Consider the following 19,515-nt stretch of genomic DNA (forward strand, 5'->3'; position numbering starts at 1 on the left):
CTCATAGCCGTGCCATAGGGCGCGCCGAGAGCCGTCGCTGAGAGTGTGCCCATGGCACATTCACCCGACTCCCTCGCGCTCGACCTCGCGGTTCCGGTCTACAACGAGCAGGCCGCGCTCGAGCGCAGCATCCGCACGCTGCACGAGTACCTCTCGACGCAACTCGACGTGCCCTGGCGCATCACCATTGCCGACAACGCCTCGACCGACGACACCGCGGAGATCGCGGATCGTCTGGCTGAGGAGCTGCCGGGCGTGGTGGCCGTGCACCTGGCGGAGAAGGGGAGGGGACGCGCCCTCAAGAGGGTGTGGCTCGAGTCGCGGGCCGACGTGCTCGCCTACCTCGACGTCGACCTGTCGACCGAACTCAGCGCGCTGCCACCGCTGATCGCCCCCCTCCTCTCCGGACACTCGGATATCGCGATCGGCACCCGACTCGCGCGGGGGTCCCGTGTGGTGCGTGGCGGCAAGCGCGAGTTCGTCTCCCGCGGGTACAACCTGCTGCTGCGCGGGGCGATGGCCGTGCGTTTCAGCGATGCGCAATGTGGATTCAAGGCGGTGCGTCGCGAGGTCGCCCAGGAACTCATCCCGCTGATCGAAGACGACGGCTGGTTCTTCGACACGGAACTTCTGATCATCGCCGAGCGCGGCGGCCTTCGCATCCACGAGGTGCCCGTCGACTGGATCGACGACCCCGAAAGCACGGTCGACATCGTCTCGACCGCTCGCGAAGACCTGAAGGGGATGCTCCGGGTCGCCCGGTCGATCATGTCGGGGCGGATTCCGGTCGAGTCGATCTACGCGGAGCTCGGGCGGCGCCCCTTCGAGCAGCCTCGCACTCCGAGCTTCTTCGGGCAGGTCGTGCGGTTCGGCGCCATCGGGGTGCTCTCGACGGCGGCCTACGCACTGCTCTACCTCGTCTTCCAGCTCGCGATGCCTGCCCAGCTTTCGAACTTCCTCGCCCTGCTCATCACCGCGGTCGCGAACACCGCAGCCAACCGCAGATTCACCTTCGGGGTGCAGGGTCGGTCCGGTGCCGTGACGCACCAGTTCCAGGGGCTCGTCGTCTTCGGCATCGCCTGGGCTATCACAAGCGGTTCGCTCCTACTGCTGCACGGCGTCGACCCCACCGCGTCCGCCCGGGCCCAGCTTGTGGTGCTGACCCTCGCCAACCTGTTCGCCACCCTCGTGCGCTTCGTGCTGTTGCGGCTCTGGGTCTTCCGGCATCAGCGCCGGCCCGCGGCATCCATCCCCTCCGACCAGAAAGCGACCGTCTCATGACCGCCTCGACCGCAACCGCCCTGCACGGGGAGCGACGCTCGCTCCGCCTCGCGACCCTGTTCCGCTGGATCCTGCGTGGCCGCTCCGATACGGCCGCCTGGGAGCGACCGGCGCTGCTCGGCCTCCTCGCCGCGACCGCGGTGCTCTACCTGTGGAACCTCGGTGCGAATGGTTGGGCGAACTCGTTCTACTCCGCCGCGGTGCAGGCGGGCTCGGTGAACTGGGAGGCCTTCTTCTACGGCAGCTCCGACGCCGCGAACTCGATAACCGTCGACAAGCCTCCGGCGAGCCTCTGGCTGATGGCTCTCTCGGCGCGCGTCTTCGGGCTGTCGTCATTCAGCATCCTGCTGCCGGAGGCGATCATGGGGGTCGTCACCGTTGCGCTGGTCTATGTGATCGTGCGCCGACACTTCTCGGCGCGGACAGCCCTTGTCGCGGGCGCGGCGCTCACCCTCACGCCGGTGGCGGCGCTCATGTTCCGCTTCAACAATCCGGATGCCCTGCTCGTTCTGCTGATGACGCTCGCGGTCTACTTCACCCTGCGTGGTGTGGAGAGCGGGAGAGTGCGGTGGGTGCTGTGGGCCGGAGCGATGGTGGGACTCGGATTCCTCACCAAGCAGCTGCAGGCTTTCCTGATCCTGCCGGTGCTCGCCGGCGTCTATTTCTGGGCGGCGCCCCTGTCCTGGCGCAAACGACTCGCGCACCTCCTCGGAGCCCTCGGCGTGATGATCGTCTCGGCCGGCTGGTGGGTCGCGATCGTCGAACTCGTTCCGGCGAGCGTCCGCCCCTACATCGGTGGTTCCCAGACCAACAGCTTCCTCGAGCTCACCTTCGGGTACAACGGTCTCGGCCGCCTCACCGGCAACGAGACCGGCAGCGTCGGCGGAGGTGGGGCCACGGGCACCGGAATGTGGGGGTCGACCGGCATCCTGCGTCTCTTCGAGGGCGAGATCGGTGGTCAGGTGACCTGGCTCCTGCCCGCGGCCCTCATCGTCATGGTCGTCGCTTTCGTGCTGTTCGGCAGGACCAAGCGCACCGATCCTCGCCGGGCGGTCCTCGCCCTCTTCGGCGGTTGGCTCGTGGTCACAGCGCTCGCCTTCAGCTTCATGGCGGGCATCTTCCACGCGTATTACACCGTGGCCCTCGCCCCGCCGCTTGCCGGAACCGTGGCGATCGGCGCGAGCATGCTGTGGTCCCGTCGCGCGGAACTGTGGGTGCGCATCCTCTCGGCGCTCTCCATGGCGCTCACCGCGCTCTGGGCGTTCGCCCTGCTCAACGAGGCCCCCGACTGGCTGCCCTGGCTCAAGTGGGTGGTGCTCGTGCTCGGTGCCGGCGCGGCAGTGCTCCTTCTGCTGCCGGCGCGCGGACGGATGCTCGCGATCGCTACCCTCGCGGTGACCCTGGTGGCGGGTCTCATCGCCCCGGCCGCGTACAGCCTCGAGACCGTGTCGACTGCGCATACGGGCTCGATCGTCACCGCGGGGCCGGCGGTGAGCGGCTCGATGGGCGCAGGGATGCCCGGGGGCCTGATCGGTCGGGTTGCACCCCCTGCCGGGATGACCGCCACGGGCACACCTCCCGCCGGTGCCCGGCCCGGTGGCGCGGCTGGCGGCATGGGAGGCCTGCTCGGAGCAGGCACTGTGTCATCGAAAGTGGTCGCCATGCTCGAGGTCAACGCGGCTGACTACACCTGGGTCGCGGCATCGGTCGGATCGAATAACGCTGCCGGCTATCAGCTCGCGAGCCGGTTCCCGGTGATGGCCATCGGCGGCTTCAACGGCAGTGATCCCTCGCCGACGCTCTCCGAGTTCAGGTCGTCGGTCGCGGCCGGCGAGATCCACTATTTCGTCGGCGGCGGATCGGTCGGCCAGTCGAGCGGAGGCTCCGCGGCATCCGCTGCGATCGCCGCCTGGGTCGCGGCCAACTTCACCGCCACGACCGTCGACGGGGTGACCGTATACGACCTCACGAAGTAGCGCGGGACAAACGTGTTGGCGGCATCCGCCCGGCGGCTGGCGGGAAATCGCGCGACAGTCTCGCGAGCCGCTGGGAGAATTGAGCCATGACCCGACTCGTCGATCTCAGCCACACCATCCGTGCGGGTCTGGTGACCTATCCCGGGTTGCCGGCGCCCGAGATCCGCCCGTTCCTCACCCGCGAGGATTCGATCGCCAGTTACGCCGAGGGCACCCAGTTCGCGATGGACATCATCACCATGATCGGCAATACCGGCACCTATCTCGACAGTCCGTTCCACCGATACGCGGGCGGGACGGATCTCGCCGGCCTGTCTCTCGACACCCTGGTCGACCAACCGGCGGAGATATTCCATCTGAGGGATGTATCTTCGCGGGGCGTTACCGTCGAGGCCTTCGCGGGCCGGGACCTTGCAGGCAAAGCCGCGTTGCTCGACACCGGCTGGAGCAGATTCTTCGGCGCCGCCGAGTATGCGACCGGCGCTCCGTTCCTCACCGCAGAAGGCGCGGCGTACCTCGTCGACCAGGGCGTCACCCTCGTCGGGATCGACTCGCTCAACATCGACGACGTCGAATCGGGGGGTGAGCGACCCGCGCACTCGCTGCTGCTCGCGGCAGGTATCCACGTGGTCGAGCACCTCACCGCTGTGGATGAGTTGCCCGAATCGGGAGCGACGGTCACCGTCGTGCCCCCGAAGATCGAGGGCTTCGGGACTTTCCCGGTGCGGGCCTTCGCGCGAATCCCCTGAGTCGCGCCGCCGGCGCCGCCGTGGGTGATAATGGTTTCGCCGTGCGGCGATTCGAGTCCGCGCCCCCGATGACTACGAATCCGGATACTCCCGTCCATGGAACCAGCGAAGGTTCGTGCCCCCAGCATCCGCGATGTCGCGCGGATCGCCGGGGTGTCCTACCAGACGGTTTCCCGCGCGCTCAACAACTCCGAGAACATCCGCTCGTCGACCAAGGATCGTGTGCTCGAGGTGATCGAGCAGCTCGGATACCGGCCGAACCAAGCCGCGCGCGCTCTCGTCACGAGCCGATCGCGCACGATCGGGGTCCTCACCTCCCAGGTCGCGAACTACGGTCCGGCGACCAGCCTCGCGGCGATCGAGGAGGCCGCCCGTGATGCCGGGTACCTCATCACGACGACGAGCCTCGCCGCCACCGATTCCGAGGCGATCCACGACCGCCTCGAATACCTCCTCAGCCAGGCGATCGAGGGCCTCGTCGTCATCTCGCCCCAGATGCGGGTCTTCAACGCCATCCGCGATCTCGACATCCGGCTGCCGCTCGTCACACTCGACTCGACTGGTCGCGACGGCCAGCACAGCCTGTCAGTCGACCAGACCTCCGGCGCCCGGCTCGCGACCCGGCATCTCATCGAGCTGGGTCATCGCAAGATCCTGCACCTGGGCGGCCCGCAGGACTGGATCGAGGCCGAAGCGCGGATGGCGGGATTCCTCGACGAGCTGATCGAGGCGGATCTCGACGTGCGCGCCCCGATCCTCGGGGACTGGACCGCCGATTTCGGCTATCGAGCGGGGTGCGAGCTCGCCCGGTATCGTGACTTCACGGCGGTCTTCGCCGCCAACGACCAGATGGCCCTCGGTCTCATCCACGCATTCCGAGATGCCGGACTCGACGTGCCGGGCGACATCAGTGTCGTCGGCTTCGACGATGTACCGGATGCCTCGCACTACTGGCCGCCGCTCACCACGGTCCGCCAGGATTTCGCCGAGATCGGACGCCGCTCGGTCGCGATGCTCCTTGCAGAATTGAACGGCCAGTCCGGGCTCGGGCACGAGCCGATCCTCCCCGAATTGATCGTGCGCAATTCGACGGCCGGCCCTCGCCAGTAATTGCGGTTCCCGCTTCCGAGCATGGGCATCCTCAGCAGAAGACGCTGCCTGACCCGCGCGTGCCGTCGAGTTGCACCAGTTTGTGGGTTGAGACGATGCGCGACCGACAAAAGAGTGCAATTCGACGCGGCTTTGCCCGAGTCACAGCACGCCAGACGCTGGGACGCGGCGCGATGTGATCGCTCTCATACCTCGATAACGGTTGCGTTAACTTCTTGACGACAAGCCGGGGGATGATGCACCCTCGTACTCATGCCTGCAACGTCGCAACCGCTCCCACGGGGCGCCCGGAACCCCGGGTCGCAATCGGCGCTGCGCGAACTCAACCAGCAGAGGGTCGTCGATGCCCTACTGGGAAGCGGTCCGCTGACCCAGGCCGAACTCGCCAGGCAGACCGGGTTGTCGACAGCGACGGTGTCCAACATCGTGAAGACCCTGGCATCGATGGGATCGATCGAGACCGAGCCGACGACGAGCTCCGGCCGCCGTGCACTGCTGGTGCGGTTGTCCAACAACGGCGCGGTCGCGGTAGGGATCGACTTCGGCCGCCGGCACCTGCGGATCGTGCTCGCCACTCTCGGATTCACTGTGGTGGCCGAGCGATTCGTGGAACTGCCGCTCGGTCACCGGGCCGAGGACAGCATCGACCGGGCCTCCCAGCTCCTGGCGACGCTGCTCGAGGAGAACGACGTGAAGCCGTCCGCGGTGCTCGGTGTCGGCGTCGGGATCCCGGGCCCGATCGACCAGCGAACGGGCACCGTCGTGCAGGGGGCCATCTTGCCGGAGTGGGTGGGCATCCACCTGCAGGATCTGGAGAAACGCCTGCATTTCCCGGTCGTCTTCGACAATGACGCCAACCTCGGAGCTCTGGCGGAAGTCACCTGGGGTCCGCACAACACCGTGGACAACCTCGTGTTCGTGAAGATCGGAAGTGGCATCGGGGCCGGCCTGATCCTCGGTGGCCACCCCTTCTCCGGCAGTCTCGGCATCACGGGGGAGATCGGTCACGAGACGATCACGGACAACGGGGTGGTGTGCCACTGCGGCAACCGGGGCTGTCTCGAGACGGTGGCGTCCACCTCCGTGATGATGGCGCTCCTCGGCACCCGAGCCCCCGTCTCGACGGCCGATATCGTGCGGAACGCGCTCGCCGGAGACTCCGCGACTCTCCGGGTGCTGGATGATGCGGGCGCGGCGATCGGCCGCGGTCTCGCCAGTATCGCCAACCTGATCAACCCCGAGGTGATCGTGATCGGGGGACCGCTCGCGGGTCTCGACCAGATCCTGCTCGGCCCGATCCGACGCGGGCTGCTTCGTCACGCGGTGCCGAGCGTCGGCGAGGCGACCGGTCTCGTGATGTCTTCGCTCGGTGACCGGGCCGAGGCGCTCGGCGCGGCGTCGCTCGTGTTGCAGTCTCCCGGGCTGCATCGCGAGTGAGTGTTTCCGAGTCGTTACGAGTTTGTTGCGTTCACAACTTGACGACAACACCGCAAACAAGGTTTAGTCTGTTAGCGGGTAATTTCATCCCCCTAACGAGACAAGGTAGTCCGGCGTGAAACCACAGGCGAGCCTCGCAGTTGTGAACGTACACAACCCGCGCTTCCGAGCGATTTCAGCGGACATCGCGGAGGTGTCCGATGGCGAGTGAACCGGTCATCCTCGAGATGCGTTCGATCACCAAAGAGTTCCCCGGGGTCAAGGCTCTCGACAAGGTCTCCCTCGTGGTCAAGGCCGGCGAGATCCACTCGATCTGCGGTGAGAACGGTGCTGGCAAGTCGACGCTGATGAAGGTGCTCTCCGGCGTCTATCCCTACGGCACCTACCAGGGCGACATCGTCTTCCAGGGTCACGAGTCGCGCTTCAAGGACATCGGTTCGAGCGAGGCCGCCGGCATCGTGATCATCCACCAGGAACTCGCGCTGATCCCGGAGCTCTCGATCACCGAGAACATCTTCCTCGGCAACGAGCCGCGACGTTTCGGCGTCATCGACTGGGTGCAGGCAAAGAAGCGCGCCGTCGACCTGCTCGCCCGCGTCGGACTCGTAGACGACCCAGACACCCAGATCAAGAACATCGGCGTCGGCAAGCAGCAGCTCGTCGAGATCGCCAAGGCACTCAACAAGTCCGTGAAGCTGCTCATCCTCGACGAGCCGACGGCGGCGCTCAACGAGGCGGACTCGCAGCACCTCCTCGACCTCATCCTCGGTCTCAAGGGCCGCGGGATCGCGTCGATCATGATCTCGCACAAGCTCAACGAGATCGAGCAGATCTCCGACTCGATCACCATCATCCGCGACGGCAAGACGATCGAGACCCTGGACGTGAAGGCCGACGGCGTCGACGAAGACCGCATCATCCGTGGCATGGTCGGCCGCACGCTCGAGAACCGCTTCCCCGATCGCAACGCCGACATCGGCGAAGTCTTCTTCGAGGTGAAGAACTGGACGGTTCAGCATCCGCTCACCTCCGAGCGGATGGTCGTCAAGAACTCCAGCTTCGTCGTGCGGCGCGGTGAGGTCGTCGGCTTCGCCGGGCTCATGGGCGCCGGCCGCACCGAGCTCGCGATGAGCCTGTTCGGACGCTCTTACGGCACCTTCATCTCCGGGCAGGTCTTCAAGGACGGCAAAGAGATCCAACTGCGCACCGTGACCGAGGCGATCGCAAACGGCCTCGGCTACGTGAGCGAGGACCGCAAGGCGCTCGGATTGAACCTGCTCGACGACATCCAGGACTCCATCGTCTCGGCGAAGCTCTCCAAGATCGCGAAGCTCTCGGTGATCGACAAGGTCGAAGAGCACCGCGTCGCGGAGAGCTACCGCAAGAGCCTCCGGATCAAGGCCCCGCGCGTGGAGGAGGGGGTCAACAAGCTGTCCGGCGGCAACCAGCAGAAGGTCGTGCTGGCGAAATGGATGTTCACCGACCCCGACCTGCTGATCCTCGACGAGCCGACCCGCGGCATCGACGTCGGCGCCAAGACCGAGATCTACGGAATCATCCGTGACCTCGCCGCCTCCGGCAAGGGCATCATCCTCATCTCGTCCGAGCTGCCGGAGCTGCTCGGCGTCTCGGACCGCATCTACACGATCTTCGAGGGTGCGATCACTAATGACCTCACCGCCGATGAAGCGAATCCCGAAACTCTCCTGAGAAGCATGACTTCCGCGAAGAAGAAAGTTAACAGCTAATGAGCGCAACTCCCGAAGCTCCACAGAAGAGCGGCTTCCAGCTCCGCGACCTCGGCAAGATGTTCGGCGGATCCCAGGGCACCGGCCGTCAGGTCGGTATCCTCGCCGCGCTCGTGGTCATCATCATCTTCTTCCAGATCGCAACGGGGGGCCTCACCCTCGACCCGATCAACCTCATCAACCTGGTCAACCAGAACGCCTACGTGCTCATTCTGGCCATCGGCATGGTGATGGTGATCATCGCCGGCCACATCGACCTGTCCGTCGGATCCGTCGCAGCCTTCGTGGGGATCGTGGTCGCCACGGCGATGGTGAGCTGGCACTTCCCACCGGTGCTGGCCTTCGTGCTCGGCATCGTGCTCGGCGCCGTCATCGGTGCTTGGCAGGGCTGGTGGGTCGCCTACGTCGGGGTGCCCGCCTTCATCGTGACCCTCGCGGGCATGCTCATCTTCCGCGGTGCGAACCAGTTCTTCGGCAGCTCGAACACCATCACTGTGCCGGACTCCTTCACCTTCATCGGTGGTGGCTCGATCCCCGATTTCGGGCCGAACGTCGGGTACAGCAACGGAACCCTCATCCTCGGTCTCCTCGTGATCATCGCGCTCGTCTGGCAGGAATTCCGCCAGCGCCGCACGCAGACCCTCATGGGTGCGGTGCCGGCTCCCCTCTGGGTCAGCGTCGTCAAGATCATCGTCCTGGTGCTCGTCGCCGGTGGCGCGACCTATCTCTTCGCGACCGGCCGAATCGGCACCAGCTATCCGATCTCGGGGATCATCCTCGGCATCCTCGTGCTCATCTACTCGTTCGTCACCCGCAACACGACCTTCGGTCGCCACATCTACGCTGTCGGTGGCAACTGGCACGCCGCCGAGCTCTCCGGTGTGAAGATCAAGCGAATCAACTTCTTCGTCATGATGAACATGTCGGTGCTGGCCTCCATCGCCGGGATGGTGGGAGTAGCGCGAGCCGGCGCCTCCGGCCCCGGTGATGGAACCGGGTGGGAGCTCGATGCGATCGCCGCCGTCTTCATCGGTGGTGCCGCGGTCGCCGGTGGTATCGGTACCGTCGTCGGGTCGATCATCGGTGGTCTCGTCATCGCCATCCTCAACAACGGCCTCCAACTGCTCGGCGTCTCGAACGACCGGGTGCAGATCATCAAGGGCCTCGTGCTGCTGCTCGCGGTGGGCATCGACGTCTACAGCAAGCGCCAGGGCCGACCGTCGATCATCGGCATCTTCGTGCGCGGACCGAAGTCGTCCGGGGGGAACCCTCCGGCCTCAACGCCGATCGATCGCCCGGATGTCGCACCAGGAGGAGAAAGCGCCGAAGCCTCATCCCGCCCACAATCCACTACTCCGAACGCATAGCAGCGCCGGCGTAGTCACCGGGGTGGACCCGTCCGCCCTATTGCAATCCCCCTGCACCACCACACAACAAAGAAAGTGATAAAAATGCGCAAAATCGCAATCACGACTGTGGCAATCGCCGGAGTCGCGCTGATGGCCCTCTCGGGCTGCTCGAGCCGTGGCACGGACGCCGCGTCCTCTGGCACTGCCGCAGGCTTCAAGTCCGGCTCCGTCATCGGTGTCGCACTTCCCGACAAGACCTCGGAGAACTGGGTTCTCGCCGGCAAGCTGTTCACCGACGACCTGACCAAGGCCGGCTTCAAGGCAGACGTGCAGTACGCACCGTCCGCCAACACGGCATCGGAGCAGGCGAGCCAGATCTCGACCATGAACACCAAGGGTGCGAAGGTCCTCATCATCGGCGCGTTCGATGGCAAGCAGCTCGGCGCCCAGGTGAAGGCGGCCCACGACAACGGCGCCATCGTCATCGCGTACGACCGCATCATCCAGGACACGGCCGACGTGGACTACTACATCGCCTATGACAACGAGAAGGTCGGCGAGCTCCAGGGCCAGGCCCTCCTCGACGGGATGAAGGCACGCTTCCCCGACGCGAAGACGTACAACATCGAGCTGTTCTCGGGTGCATCCACCGACCCGAACGCGGCAGTGTTCTTCGGTGGAGCGATGAAGATCCTCCAGCCGAAGATCGATGATGGAACGCTCAAGGTCGTCTCCGGACAGACCGCGATCGCCCAGACGCAGACCACCGGATGGCTCGCCGCCAACGCGCAGACCCGTATGGACACCCTGCTCGCCGGCAACTACTCCAGCAATGTGCTGAACGGTGTTCTCTCGCCGAACGACACCCTGGGTCGCGCCATCATCACCTCGATCCAGAGTGCAGGCAAGGACAAGCCGGTCATGCCCGTAGTCACGGGTCAGGACTCGGAAGCTGCCTCGATCCCGCTGATCATGTCGGGCGTGCAGTACTCCACCATCAACAAGGACACGACGAAGCTCGTCGCGCAGGCCGTTGAGATGGTCAAGCAGCTCGCTGCCGGCAAGAAGGCGTCGACCAACGCCGACGCGACGGACAACGGTTCGGTCAAGGTTCCGACCTACTACCTGCCGCCGGAGCTCGTCACCAAGGACAACGCTGCAGAGTCCTACAAGAACAACCCGACCCTCCTGGCGCTCGTCAACAAGTAGTCCGCCTCGATAGTCACGAGTCCGGCCCCCGCGATTTCGCGGGGGCCGGACTTTTTAGTGCCCGCGGGGCCACGCATCCGCTTGGCGACTTCGCCGGTGTGACTGCGCCGGCGCGACCGTGCGCGTGCGACCGCGCGTGCGACACCGCCTGAGCGACGCCGCCAGGACGACGCCGCCAGGACGACGCCGCCTGGACGACGCCGCCTGGACGACACCGCCTGGACGACACCGCCTGGACGACACCTCCTGGACGACGCCGCCTGTTCGAAATGCAGGACTCAGTGGTACGGATGTTGCGGATGTGCCTCACGCTTCACTTGAGTCACACCCGTTCCTGCATTTCGAGCGGGGGAGCGAGCCGGTTCGGATCGCGGGGCGGGGAGCATCTGGGCGGGGTTGCGGATTGCGCCGGGGGAACGTTAGTCTCGTTCCCAATGTGATCGCTCACATTCTGGTCGAACAGATACCGACCCCGAACGACAAAGGAGTCCCTGAGGTGAGTTCCGCAACGCCCGACAGCCCGGCCGAGCAATACGTCATCGGCGTCGACTTCGGCACGCTCTCCGGCCGCGCAGTGGTGGTGCGGGTATCGGACGGCGCGGAGCTCGGCACCGGCACGCACGACTACCCCCATGCCGTGATGGATACCGTCCTCGCGTCGACCGGTGCGCTCCTGCCGCCGGACTGGGCGCTGCAGGTGCCGGGCGACTACGTCGAGGTGCTCCGGATCGCGGTACCGGCCGCCATCGCGGCATCCGGAATCGACCCCTCGCTCGTCATCGGCATCGGCACCGACTTCACCGCGAGCACGCCTCTTCCCGTCCTCGCGGACGGCACACCGCTCAACGAGGTCGCCGGCTACGAGGATCGCCCGCATGCCTACGTGAAGCTGTGGAAGCATCACGCCGCCCAGGGCCAGGCCGATCGCATCAACGAGCTCGCCGCGGCGAGGAGCGAATCGTGGCTGCCTCGGTACGGTGGCCTCATCTCGAGCGAGTGGGAGTTCGCCAAGGGCCTTCAGCTGCTCGAGGAAGATCCGGAAGCATACGACCGCATGGACCACTGGGTCGAGGCGGCCGACTGGATCGTCTGGCAGCTCACCGGCCACTACATCCGCAACGCCTGCACCGCCGGCTACAAGGGCATCCTGCAGGACGGGCAGTATCCGAGTCGCGAATTCCTCGGCGCCCTCAACCCGGCCTTCGCCGGTTTCGCCGACGACAAGGTCGCCCACGAGATCGGCCAGCTCGGGGCATCCGCCGGCTCCCTCTCTGCGGAGGCGGCGAAGTGGACCGGCCTTCCCGCGGGGATCGCGGTCGCGGTCGGCAACGTGGATGCCCATGTCACCGCTCCCGCCGCACAGGCCGTCGAACCCGGCCAGATGCTCGCGATCATGGGCACCTCCACCTGTCACGTGATGAACTCCGACGTGCTCACCGAGGTGCCCGGCATGTGCGGGGTCGTCGACGGCGGTATCGTCTCCGGGCTCTACGGTTACGAGGCCGGTCAGTCCGGAGTGGGCGACATCTTCGCCTGGTACGTGAAGAACCAGGTGCCGGCGAGCTACTTCGCTGCAGCGGATGCCGCGGGCATCAGCATCCACGAACACCTCACCGCGCTCGCACGACACCAGCCGGTGGGCGGGCACGGTCTGGTGGCGCTCGACTGGCAGAGCGGCAACCGCTCGGTGCTGGTCGATCACGAACTGAGCGGCCTCGTGGTCGGCACGACCCTCACCACGCGGCCGGAGGAGATCTATCGCGCGCTCTTCGAGGCGACGGCGTTCGGCACCCGCACCATCGTGGAGACCTTCAACGCGAGTGGAGTGCCGGTCACGGAGTTCATCGTCGCCGGTGGTCTGCTGCGCAATCCCTTCCTCATGCAGGTCTATAGTGACGTGCTACGGATGCCGATCTCGATCATCGCGAGCGATCAGGGGCCGGCGCTCGGATCGGCGATCCACGCCGCGGTGGCCGCCGGGGCGTACCCGGATGTCCTCGCCGCGGGTCGCGCGATGGGCAAGGTCGATCGCGCCGTCTACACCCCGAACACCGAGGACGCGGATGCCTACGACCTCCTCTACGCGGAGTACGCGACCCTGCACGACTACTTCGGTCGCGGCGGCAACGACGTGATGCATCGGCTCAAGGCCATGAAGCGGGATGCGGTGCGCGCATGACCGCTGTCCAGCAGGCCATCGACGCCGTCCGCGCCGACGTCGCCACCCTCCACGAACTGCTCGTGCGCTACAACCTGGTGATCTGGACCGGCGGCAACATCTCCGGCAGGGTGCCGGGCGCCGACCTCTTCGTCATCAAGCCGAGCGGAGTGGAATATGACGATCTCACCCCGGCGAACATGATCCTCTGCGACCTCGACGGCACGGTGATCGAAGGATCGCATTCGCCCTCAAGCGATACCGCGGCCCACGCCTACGTGTACCGCAACATGCCGGAGGTCAACGGGGTGGTGCACACCCACTCCACCTACGCGACCGCCTGGGCCGCCCGCGGGGAGGCGATACCCTGCGTCATCACCGGCCAGGCCGACGAGTTCGGCGGTGAGATCCCGGTCGGCCCATTTGCAATAATCGGCGACGAATCGATCGGCGAGGGCATCGTCGCGACCCTCACCGGGCACCGATCCCGTGCTGTGCTCATGCAGAACCACGGCGTCTTCACGATCGGTTCGAGCCCTCGCGACGCCGTGAAGGCGGCCGTCATGGCCGAGGATGTCGCGCGCACCGTGCATATAGCGCGCCAGCTCGGGGAGGTCATCCCGATCCCGCAGCAGAGCATCGATGCACTCTTCGACCGCTATCAGAACGTCTATGGACAGAAGGACTCGAAATGAGCAACTCCATAATCCCCGACCTCGCCACCTATGAGGTCTGGTTCCTCACCGGAAGCCAGGGACTCTACGGCGAAGAGACCCTCGCCCAGGTCGCCGACCAGTCGCGCGAGATCGCACGCGCCCTCGGGGTATCCGACGACATCCCGGTCAGCGTGGTGTGGAAGCCGGTGCTCACCGATTCCGACGCCATCCGTCGCACCGCCCTCGAAGCCAACGCCGCCGACAAGGTGATCGGCGTGATCGCCTGGATGCACACCTTCAGCCCCGCGAAGATGTGGATCACCGGCCTCGACCTGCTGCGGAAGCCCCTGCTGCACCTGCACACGCAAGCCAACGTCGAGCTGCCGTGGGCCACCATCGACATGGACTTCATGAACCTCAACCAGGCCGCGCACGGCGACCGGGAGTTCGGCTACATCCAGACCCGTCTCGGCGTCGCGCGCAAGACGGTCGTCGGCCATGTGTCGAATCCGGATGTCACGGCGAAGGTGGGAACGTGGAGTCGCGCGGCCGCCGGCTGGGCCGCCACCCACGACCTGAAGCTCGCGCGCTTCGGCGACAACATGCGCTTCGTCGCCGTCACCGAGGGTGACAAGACCGAGGCGGAGCTGCAGTTCGGCGTGCAGGTGAATACCTGGGGAGTCAACGATCTCGTCGAAGCCGTGGATGCGGCATCCGAATCCGAGATCGACGCTCTGGTCGCCGAGTATGGCGAACTCTACGAGATCGCCCCCGAGCTTCTGCCGGGGGCCGAGAGGCACGACTCGCTGCGCTACGGTGCCCGCATCGAGCTCGGGCTGCGCTCCTTCCTCGAGGCCGGCGGATTCAGCGCTTTCACGACGAGTTTCGAAGACCTCGGCGGGCTGCGCCAGCTTCCCGGTCTCGCCGTGCAGCGGCTGATGGCCGACGGCTACGGATTCGGAGCGGAAGGTGACTGGAAGACCGCGGTGCTGGTGCGCGCGGCGAAGGTGATGGGGTCCGGACTGCCCGGCGGTGCCTCCCTGATGGAGGATTACACTTACGACCTGACGCCGGGAAACGAGGTCATCCTCGGGGCCCACATGCTCGAGGTCTGCCCCTCGCTCACGACATCGAAGCCGCGACTCGAGGTGCATCCGCTCGGAATCGGCGGCCGGGAGGATCCGGTCCGGCTCGTCTTCGATGCGGATGCCGGCCCCGCCATCGTGGTCGCGCTCAGCGACATGCGCGACCGGTTCCGCCTCGTGGCCAATGTGGTCGAGGTCGTCGAGCTGCCACATCCGCTTCCCCGCCTGCCGGTGGCGCGTGCGGTGTGGAAGCCGCAGCCGGACTTCGCGACCAGCGCCGCGGCCTGGCTCACCGCCGGCGCCGCCCATCACACCGTCATGTCGACGGCCGTGGGGCTCGAGGTGTTTGAGGACTTCGCCGAGATCGCCAAGAACGAGCTCGTCGTGATCGACCAGAACACGAACCTGCGCGACTTCGGGCGCGAGTTGCGCTGGAACCAGGCGTACTACCGCCTTGCCCAGCGGCTGTGATGGGGCCCGTGCCGGTGATCAGCTAGCCTTCGATTCGTGGCGAACATCATGGAGGTCGCCCGGCTCGCCGGCGTCTCCCACCAGACCGTGTCGCGGGTGCTCAACAACGAGGACACCGTTCGGCCGCAGACGCGGGCCAAAGTCGAGGATGCCATCCGCGAATTGCGGTACCGGCCGAGCTCCGTCGCCCGTGCGCTTGCCACCCGAAAGAGCCGCACGCTCGGGCTGGTGAGCACCGGCAATCCGCTGTACGGCCCGGCGAGCATCGCGTTGGCCTTCAATGGGGCGGCGCGCGAGAGCGGCTACCAGGTGATCACGGCGAGCATGGCGGATGCCGATCGCGCCGAGATCCTGCAAGCCGTCGACGTGCTGCTGCGGCAGCGTGTCGAGGCCATCGTTCTGATCGCCTCGGACTATTCGTCGATCGAAGCGGTCGACGGGCTCGAGCTCGACATCCCGCTCGTCACCGCCGACTCGAGCGGGCACGGCGGTTTCCCGAGCGTCTCGATCGACCAGTTCCGGGGGGCCGAGCTCGCCACGGGCTATCTCGCCGACCTCGGCCACCGCAGCATCCTGCACGTTGCGGGCCCCGAGGGCTCGCTCGATGCCCGGGAGCGGGAACGCGGGTGGCGCTCCGAACTGACGCGGCGCGGCCTTCCGGTGCGCGAGCCGCGACACGGGGACTGGACGGCCGACAGCGGTCGGGCCCTCGGCGAACGGCTGGTCGACGATGGTGACTTCACCGCGGTGTTCGTCGCGAACGACCAGATGGCACTCGGGCTGCTGCATTCGTTCGGTGACCGGGGCATCGGGGTGCCTTCCGCGGTGAGCGTCGTCGGGTTCGACGACATCCCGGAGGCCGCGCACTTCTCTCCGCCGCTCACGACGGTGCGCCAGGACTTCACCGAGCTCGGGCACCGCATCATGGGCACCGTCTCGTCGGTGCTCGACGGTCGCATGGTCACCGATCCGGTGAAGACGAGCCCGCATCTGGTGGAGCGTGCGTCGACGGCGCGGTCTGCTCGATCGCTCTAACGCCCGGCGAGTGAACCGCCGATGCCGCCCACGCTGAAATATTTGTTGAGCGCGGCGAAGAGGAGCACCGGGGGCAGCATCATCACGACGGCCACCGCCATCACCAGGCCCCAGTTGGTCTGGTTCTGCTGGAAGAACGTCTGCAGGCCGATCTGCAGGGTGTAGTTCTCGTCGGAACGCAGGAACACCACGGCGACCAGGTAGTCGTTCCAGGCCAGGAGGAACGCGAAGATCGCGGTGGAGAGCACCCCGGGCAGGGAATTGCGGAGCACGATGCGGGTGAAGCTGCCGAAGACGGAGCAGCCATCCATCCAGGCCGCCTCTTCGAGGGTGATCGGGATCGAGTCGAAGTAGGCCGCCATCATCCAGATCGCGACCGACATCGTCGAGCCGACGTAGATGATCGTGACGCCGACCAGGTTGTCGACCAGGCCGATCTGGGCGAACAGGATGAACAGGGGGATCACGGCCGTGACGACGGGAAGCGACTGCACGATGAACAGGATGAGCGAATAGCCGGAGACGAGCTTGCTACGCCCCCGGGAGAGTACGTACCCGGCGGGGGCCGCGACAGTCACGGAGATGAGCACGGTGACGATGGTGACGACCAGACTGTTGGCGAGCCAGGTGCCGACCGATGTCTCGGTGAAGATCTTGCTGAAGTTCTCCAGAGTCACTCCGCGGGCGGTACTGCCAAGCGACGGCTCGAGGGAGAGCAGCACCACCGCCACGATCGGCACCAGCACGATGGCGGCGATGACGAGGATGAGAACGAATCGCCACCACTTGCCCCGCTCCTGCGCCTGGGTCAGGGTGCGGCGTTTGGCCGGTCGGGAGGTCGACGTAGCCTGGCGGACGATGGTGGCGCGTGAGGTTTCGACGCTCATTCGATGTTCACCTTTCGGATCTGGCGGTAGAGCACTGTGGCGATGATCACGAGCACGATGGTCATCATGAAGGCGATCGCCACGCCCGGGCCGGTCTGGAAGTTCTGGAACACCGTCGAGTAGGCGAGCACGACCAGCGTCTGGGTCGAGTTGACCGGCCCGCCTCCGGTGAGCAGGAAGATGCTCGGGAAATCATTGACACAGAAGATCGTCATGAGGATCCAGCTGATGTACGTCGAGCGGGAGATCATCGGAAGAGTGATCCGCGTGAAGGTCTGGAACGCGGACGCGCCGTCGACCTTCGACGCCTCGTAGACATTCACGTCGACCGACGCGAGCGCGGACGACATCATCATCATCATGAACGGGAAGCTGATCCACACCTTGAATACGCACACCGTCACCTGGGCGAGCAGCGGGTCGGCGAGGAAGAGCACATTGCCGAGGCCGAGGGCCTGGGCCAGCATCGGAAGCGGCGACTGTGGCGTTGCCACCAGCCAGTTCCAGGAGGTGGCGGAGACGACGACCGGTACCACCCACGGCAGCAGCAGCAGCACCTTGAACAGGCCACCTGCGGGGATGCGGGTGCGAAGCAGCAGGGCGAGGGCGAGTCCGATCGCCCAGCTGCCGAAGACGCCGACGAGGGTGAAGACCACGGTGAATCCGGCCGCGTGCCAGAAGGCCGGTGTCTGCACCATCGCGACATAGTTGTTCGGTCCGACGAAATTTCCGGCGCTGAGCAGGTCTCCGTTGCGGAGGGACTGCAGGCCCGCATAGATCACCGGGTACAGGTTCAGCAGTACGAGCAAGATCAACGACGGAAGCACGAAGAAGACGAAAGCCCGCGAGTGGGTGAACCTCCGCCGGCGTTCGCGATCTCTCGTCGGTCGACCCGACCCGGCGTTTCCCACGCCGCTCCGCGCCCGTCTCAGCGCTCCCGTCACGGACTCGGTCGTCATGTACTTCTCCTTCGAAGGTCTTTGCGCTGGGAAAAAGGGTGGGCTCAGCTCACGCTGGGCCCACCCGAATCGGAGAGTTACTTCATGAGACCTTCCATCGAGGTCTGGAGCGCCGTCAGTGCGGCCTTCGACGTGGTGTTGCCCCCGAGGATCGACTGCGCGAAAGTGATCATCGGTGCTGTTCCGTCGACGGTATTGGCGACGTTGGCGAACAGTCCCGATCCGCCGGGTGCGGCCCAGGTTTTGAAGACGGGCTGCCATTCCTTGATGATCTTCACGTTGTTGGGGTCCGCCTGGAACTCAGCGGTCTCCGAGATCGACTTCAGAGGCGGCAAGCCGATGCCCGTCTTCTTCGTCCACAGTTCCTTCATGTTCTGGTAGTAGTACGTGAGGAATGCTTCAGAGCCCTGCTGGCTCGGCGTGTTCTTGTACATCATGATGTTGTTCGGAAAGTACAGGCCACCCTTCTTGCCGCTGGGGCTGGTGAGTGGGCTGCCGACCACGAGGTCGCCGGCGACATCACCGACGGCACCGGCCGCAAGCCCCGCGCCGTCCCAACCGAATCCGAACTTCTTCGCCTTCCACTGCGACTGCACGTTCGCGCTCGTGTAGGTGGCGGATGCCGGGTCGCTGTACCCGCTCTTCACGAGGTCCAGGATGAAGTCCATGGCTTCGATGTTCTCGGGAGTCGCACAGTCCGGCTTACTGTCGCCATCGAATAGTCCGCCGCCGTTGTTGATCATGAACGCCGTGAGGATGTGGCTGCCGGTGAAGCTGCCGGCACCGGACCCGAGACCGAACCCGTAGACGCCGTTCTTCTTGAGCGCCGCACAGACGGCCCGATAGGAATCCCAGTCCGTCGGCGACTCGACGCCCGCCTCCTCCATCAGCGTCTTGTTGTACCAGGAGACGCGCACGTCGAGGTTGTACGGCACAGCGGCGTACCCCTTGTCGGTCTTCAGGGTGTCCACGAGCCCGTCGAAGAAGTCGTCGTAGATGCCGTTCTTCTTCCAGCTGTCGATGAGGTCGTCGGCGTAGGCGATCTTGCCCTGCTCCGCGAATTGGAACGCCTGCGTTCCTCCGCCGGAACTCACGGCCGGCCCGGTATTGGATGCCACCGCGGAGGAGAAGGTCTGGGTGAAGTTCGCCCACTGGATCTCCTGGTAGGTGGCCGCGCCCATCCCCGCTTTCGGCTTGTACGCGAGAGTGATCTTCTTATCGAGCGGGTTGAACTCGGTGCCGCCCCACGGCATGTTCCAGAACTTGATCGCCTTTGCGGATCCTCCGGAGCTGCCTCCGGTGGAACACGCTGCGAGTGCGGCGGTCGCTGCGACGCCACCTGCGATTCCGAGGAATCGCCGCCTGGAGAACGAAGATCCTGTGGATTGTGTCGCCATGACAGTGT

Annotated in this window: 15 protein-coding genes; 12 read left to right on the plus strand and 3 right to left on the minus strand. The window is 65.8% G+C overall.

What is annotated here, in order from left to right:
• The first annotated feature begins 51 nt into the window (after positions 1 to 51).
• The 12 genes from ACVXZ4_RS02815 to ACVXZ4_RS02870 all read left to right on the plus strand — a co-directional run bounded on the left by ACVXZ4_RS02815 (position 52) and on the right by ACVXZ4_RS02870 (position 16,264).
• Positions 52 to 1,281, plus strand: coding sequence for a bifunctional glycosyltransferase family 2/GtrA family protein (locus ACVXZ4_RS02815; protein ID WP_461796724.1), 1,230 nt, complete (start codon positions 52 to 54; stop codon positions 1,279 to 1,281).
• Positions 1,278 to 3,257, plus strand: a complete 1,980-nt coding sequence (locus ACVXZ4_RS02820) for a glycosyltransferase family 39 protein (protein ID WP_461796725.1) — start codon at positions 1,278 to 1,280, stop codon at positions 3,255 to 3,257. The genes ACVXZ4_RS02815 and ACVXZ4_RS02820 overlap by 4 nt, the downstream gene beginning before the upstream one ends.
• A gap of 86 nt (positions 3,258 to 3,343) precedes the next feature.
• The gene (locus ACVXZ4_RS02825) at positions 3,344 to 4,006 is read left to right on the plus strand and encodes a cyclase family protein (protein ID WP_461796726.1); all 663 of its coding nucleotides are present in this window, start codon (positions 3,344 to 3,346) and stop codon (positions 4,004 to 4,006) included.
• Positions 4,007 to 4,102: 96 nt separating this feature from the next.
• Positions 4,103 to 5,116 carry a LacI family DNA-binding transcriptional regulator gene (locus ACVXZ4_RS02830; RefSeq protein ID WP_461796727.1) on the plus strand — a complete coding sequence of 338 codons (1,014 nt, stop codon included), beginning with the start codon at positions 4,103 to 4,105 and terminating at the stop codon, positions 5,114 to 5,116.
• A 252-nt stretch (positions 5,117 to 5,368) separates the two neighbouring features.
• The gene (locus ACVXZ4_RS02835) at positions 5,369 to 6,553 is read left to right on the plus strand and encodes an ROK family transcriptional regulator (RefSeq protein WP_461796728.1); all 1,185 of its coding nucleotides are present in this window, start codon (positions 5,369 to 5,371) and stop codon (positions 6,551 to 6,553) included.
• A 200-nt stretch (positions 6,554 to 6,753) separates the two neighbouring features.
• On the plus strand, positions 6,754 to 8,301 hold the full coding sequence (gene mmsA / locus ACVXZ4_RS02840) for a multiple monosaccharide ABC transporter ATP-binding protein (protein ID WP_461796729.1): 1,548 nt from the start codon (positions 6,754 to 6,756) through the stop codon (positions 8,299 to 8,301).
• Positions 8,301 to 9,668, plus strand: a complete 1,368-nt coding sequence (gene mmsB / locus ACVXZ4_RS02845) for a multiple monosaccharide ABC transporter permease (protein WP_461796730.1) — start codon at positions 8,301 to 8,303, stop codon at positions 9,666 to 9,668. The genes mmsA and mmsB overlap by 1 nt, the downstream gene beginning before the upstream one ends.
• An 84-nt stretch (positions 9,669 to 9,752) precedes the next feature.
• Positions 9,753 to 10,859 (plus strand): substrate-binding domain-containing protein, encoded by a 1,107-nt coding sequence (locus ACVXZ4_RS02850; RefSeq protein ID WP_461796731.1) that lies wholly within the window; start codon positions 9,753 to 9,755, stop codon positions 10,857 to 10,859.
• A gap of 496 nt (positions 10,860 to 11,355) precedes the next feature.
• Complete coding sequence (araB, locus tag ACVXZ4_RS02855; protein ID WP_461796732.1) at positions 11,356 to 13,038, plus strand: ribulokinase; 1,683 nt, start codon at positions 11,356 to 11,358, stop codon at positions 13,036 to 13,038.
• Positions 13,035 to 13,712 carry an L-ribulose-5-phosphate 4-epimerase gene (locus tag ACVXZ4_RS02860; protein WP_461796733.1) on the plus strand — a complete coding sequence of 226 codons (678 nt, stop codon included), beginning with the start codon at positions 13,035 to 13,037 and terminating at the stop codon, positions 13,710 to 13,712. Before araB ends, ACVXZ4_RS02860 begins: the two co-directional genes overlap by 4 nt.
• Complete coding sequence (araA, locus tag ACVXZ4_RS02865; RefSeq protein WP_461796734.1) at positions 13,709 to 15,229, plus strand: L-arabinose isomerase; 1,521 nt, start codon at positions 13,709 to 13,711, stop codon at positions 15,227 to 15,229. Before ACVXZ4_RS02860 ends, araA begins: the two co-directional genes overlap by 4 nt.
• 36 nt (positions 15,230 to 15,265) lie before the next feature.
• Entirely contained in the window at positions 15,266 to 16,264 is a 999-nt protein-coding gene (locus ACVXZ4_RS02870; RefSeq protein WP_461796735.1) for a LacI family DNA-binding transcriptional regulator, read from the plus strand.
• On the opposite strand, the gene ACVXZ4_RS02875 is transcribed toward ACVXZ4_RS02870, so the two are convergent.
• The 3 genes from ACVXZ4_RS02875 to ACVXZ4_RS02885 all read right to left on the minus strand — a co-directional run bounded on the left by ACVXZ4_RS02875 (position 16,261) and on the right by ACVXZ4_RS02885 (position 19,507).
• The gene (locus ACVXZ4_RS02875; RefSeq protein ID WP_461796736.1) at positions 16,261 to 17,151 is read right to left on the minus strand and encodes a carbohydrate ABC transporter permease; all 891 of its coding nucleotides are present in this window, start codon (positions 17,149 to 17,151) and stop codon (positions 16,261 to 16,263) included. The genes ACVXZ4_RS02870 and ACVXZ4_RS02875 overlap by 4 nt on opposite strands.
• Entirely contained in the window at positions 17,148 to 18,110 is a 963-nt protein-coding gene (locus ACVXZ4_RS02880; RefSeq protein WP_461796737.1) for a carbohydrate ABC transporter permease, read from the minus strand. Before ACVXZ4_RS02880 ends, ACVXZ4_RS02875 begins: the two co-directional genes overlap by 4 nt.
• A 77-nt stretch (positions 18,111 to 18,187) precedes the next feature.
• Positions 18,188 to 19,507, minus strand: coding sequence for an ABC transporter substrate-binding protein (locus ACVXZ4_RS02885; protein ID WP_461796738.1), 1,320 nt, complete (start codon positions 19,505 to 19,507; stop codon positions 18,188 to 18,190).
• Positions 19,508 to 19,515: the final 8 nt, after the last annotated feature.

This window comes from Lacisediminihabitans sp. FW035, from assembly GCF_054880895.1.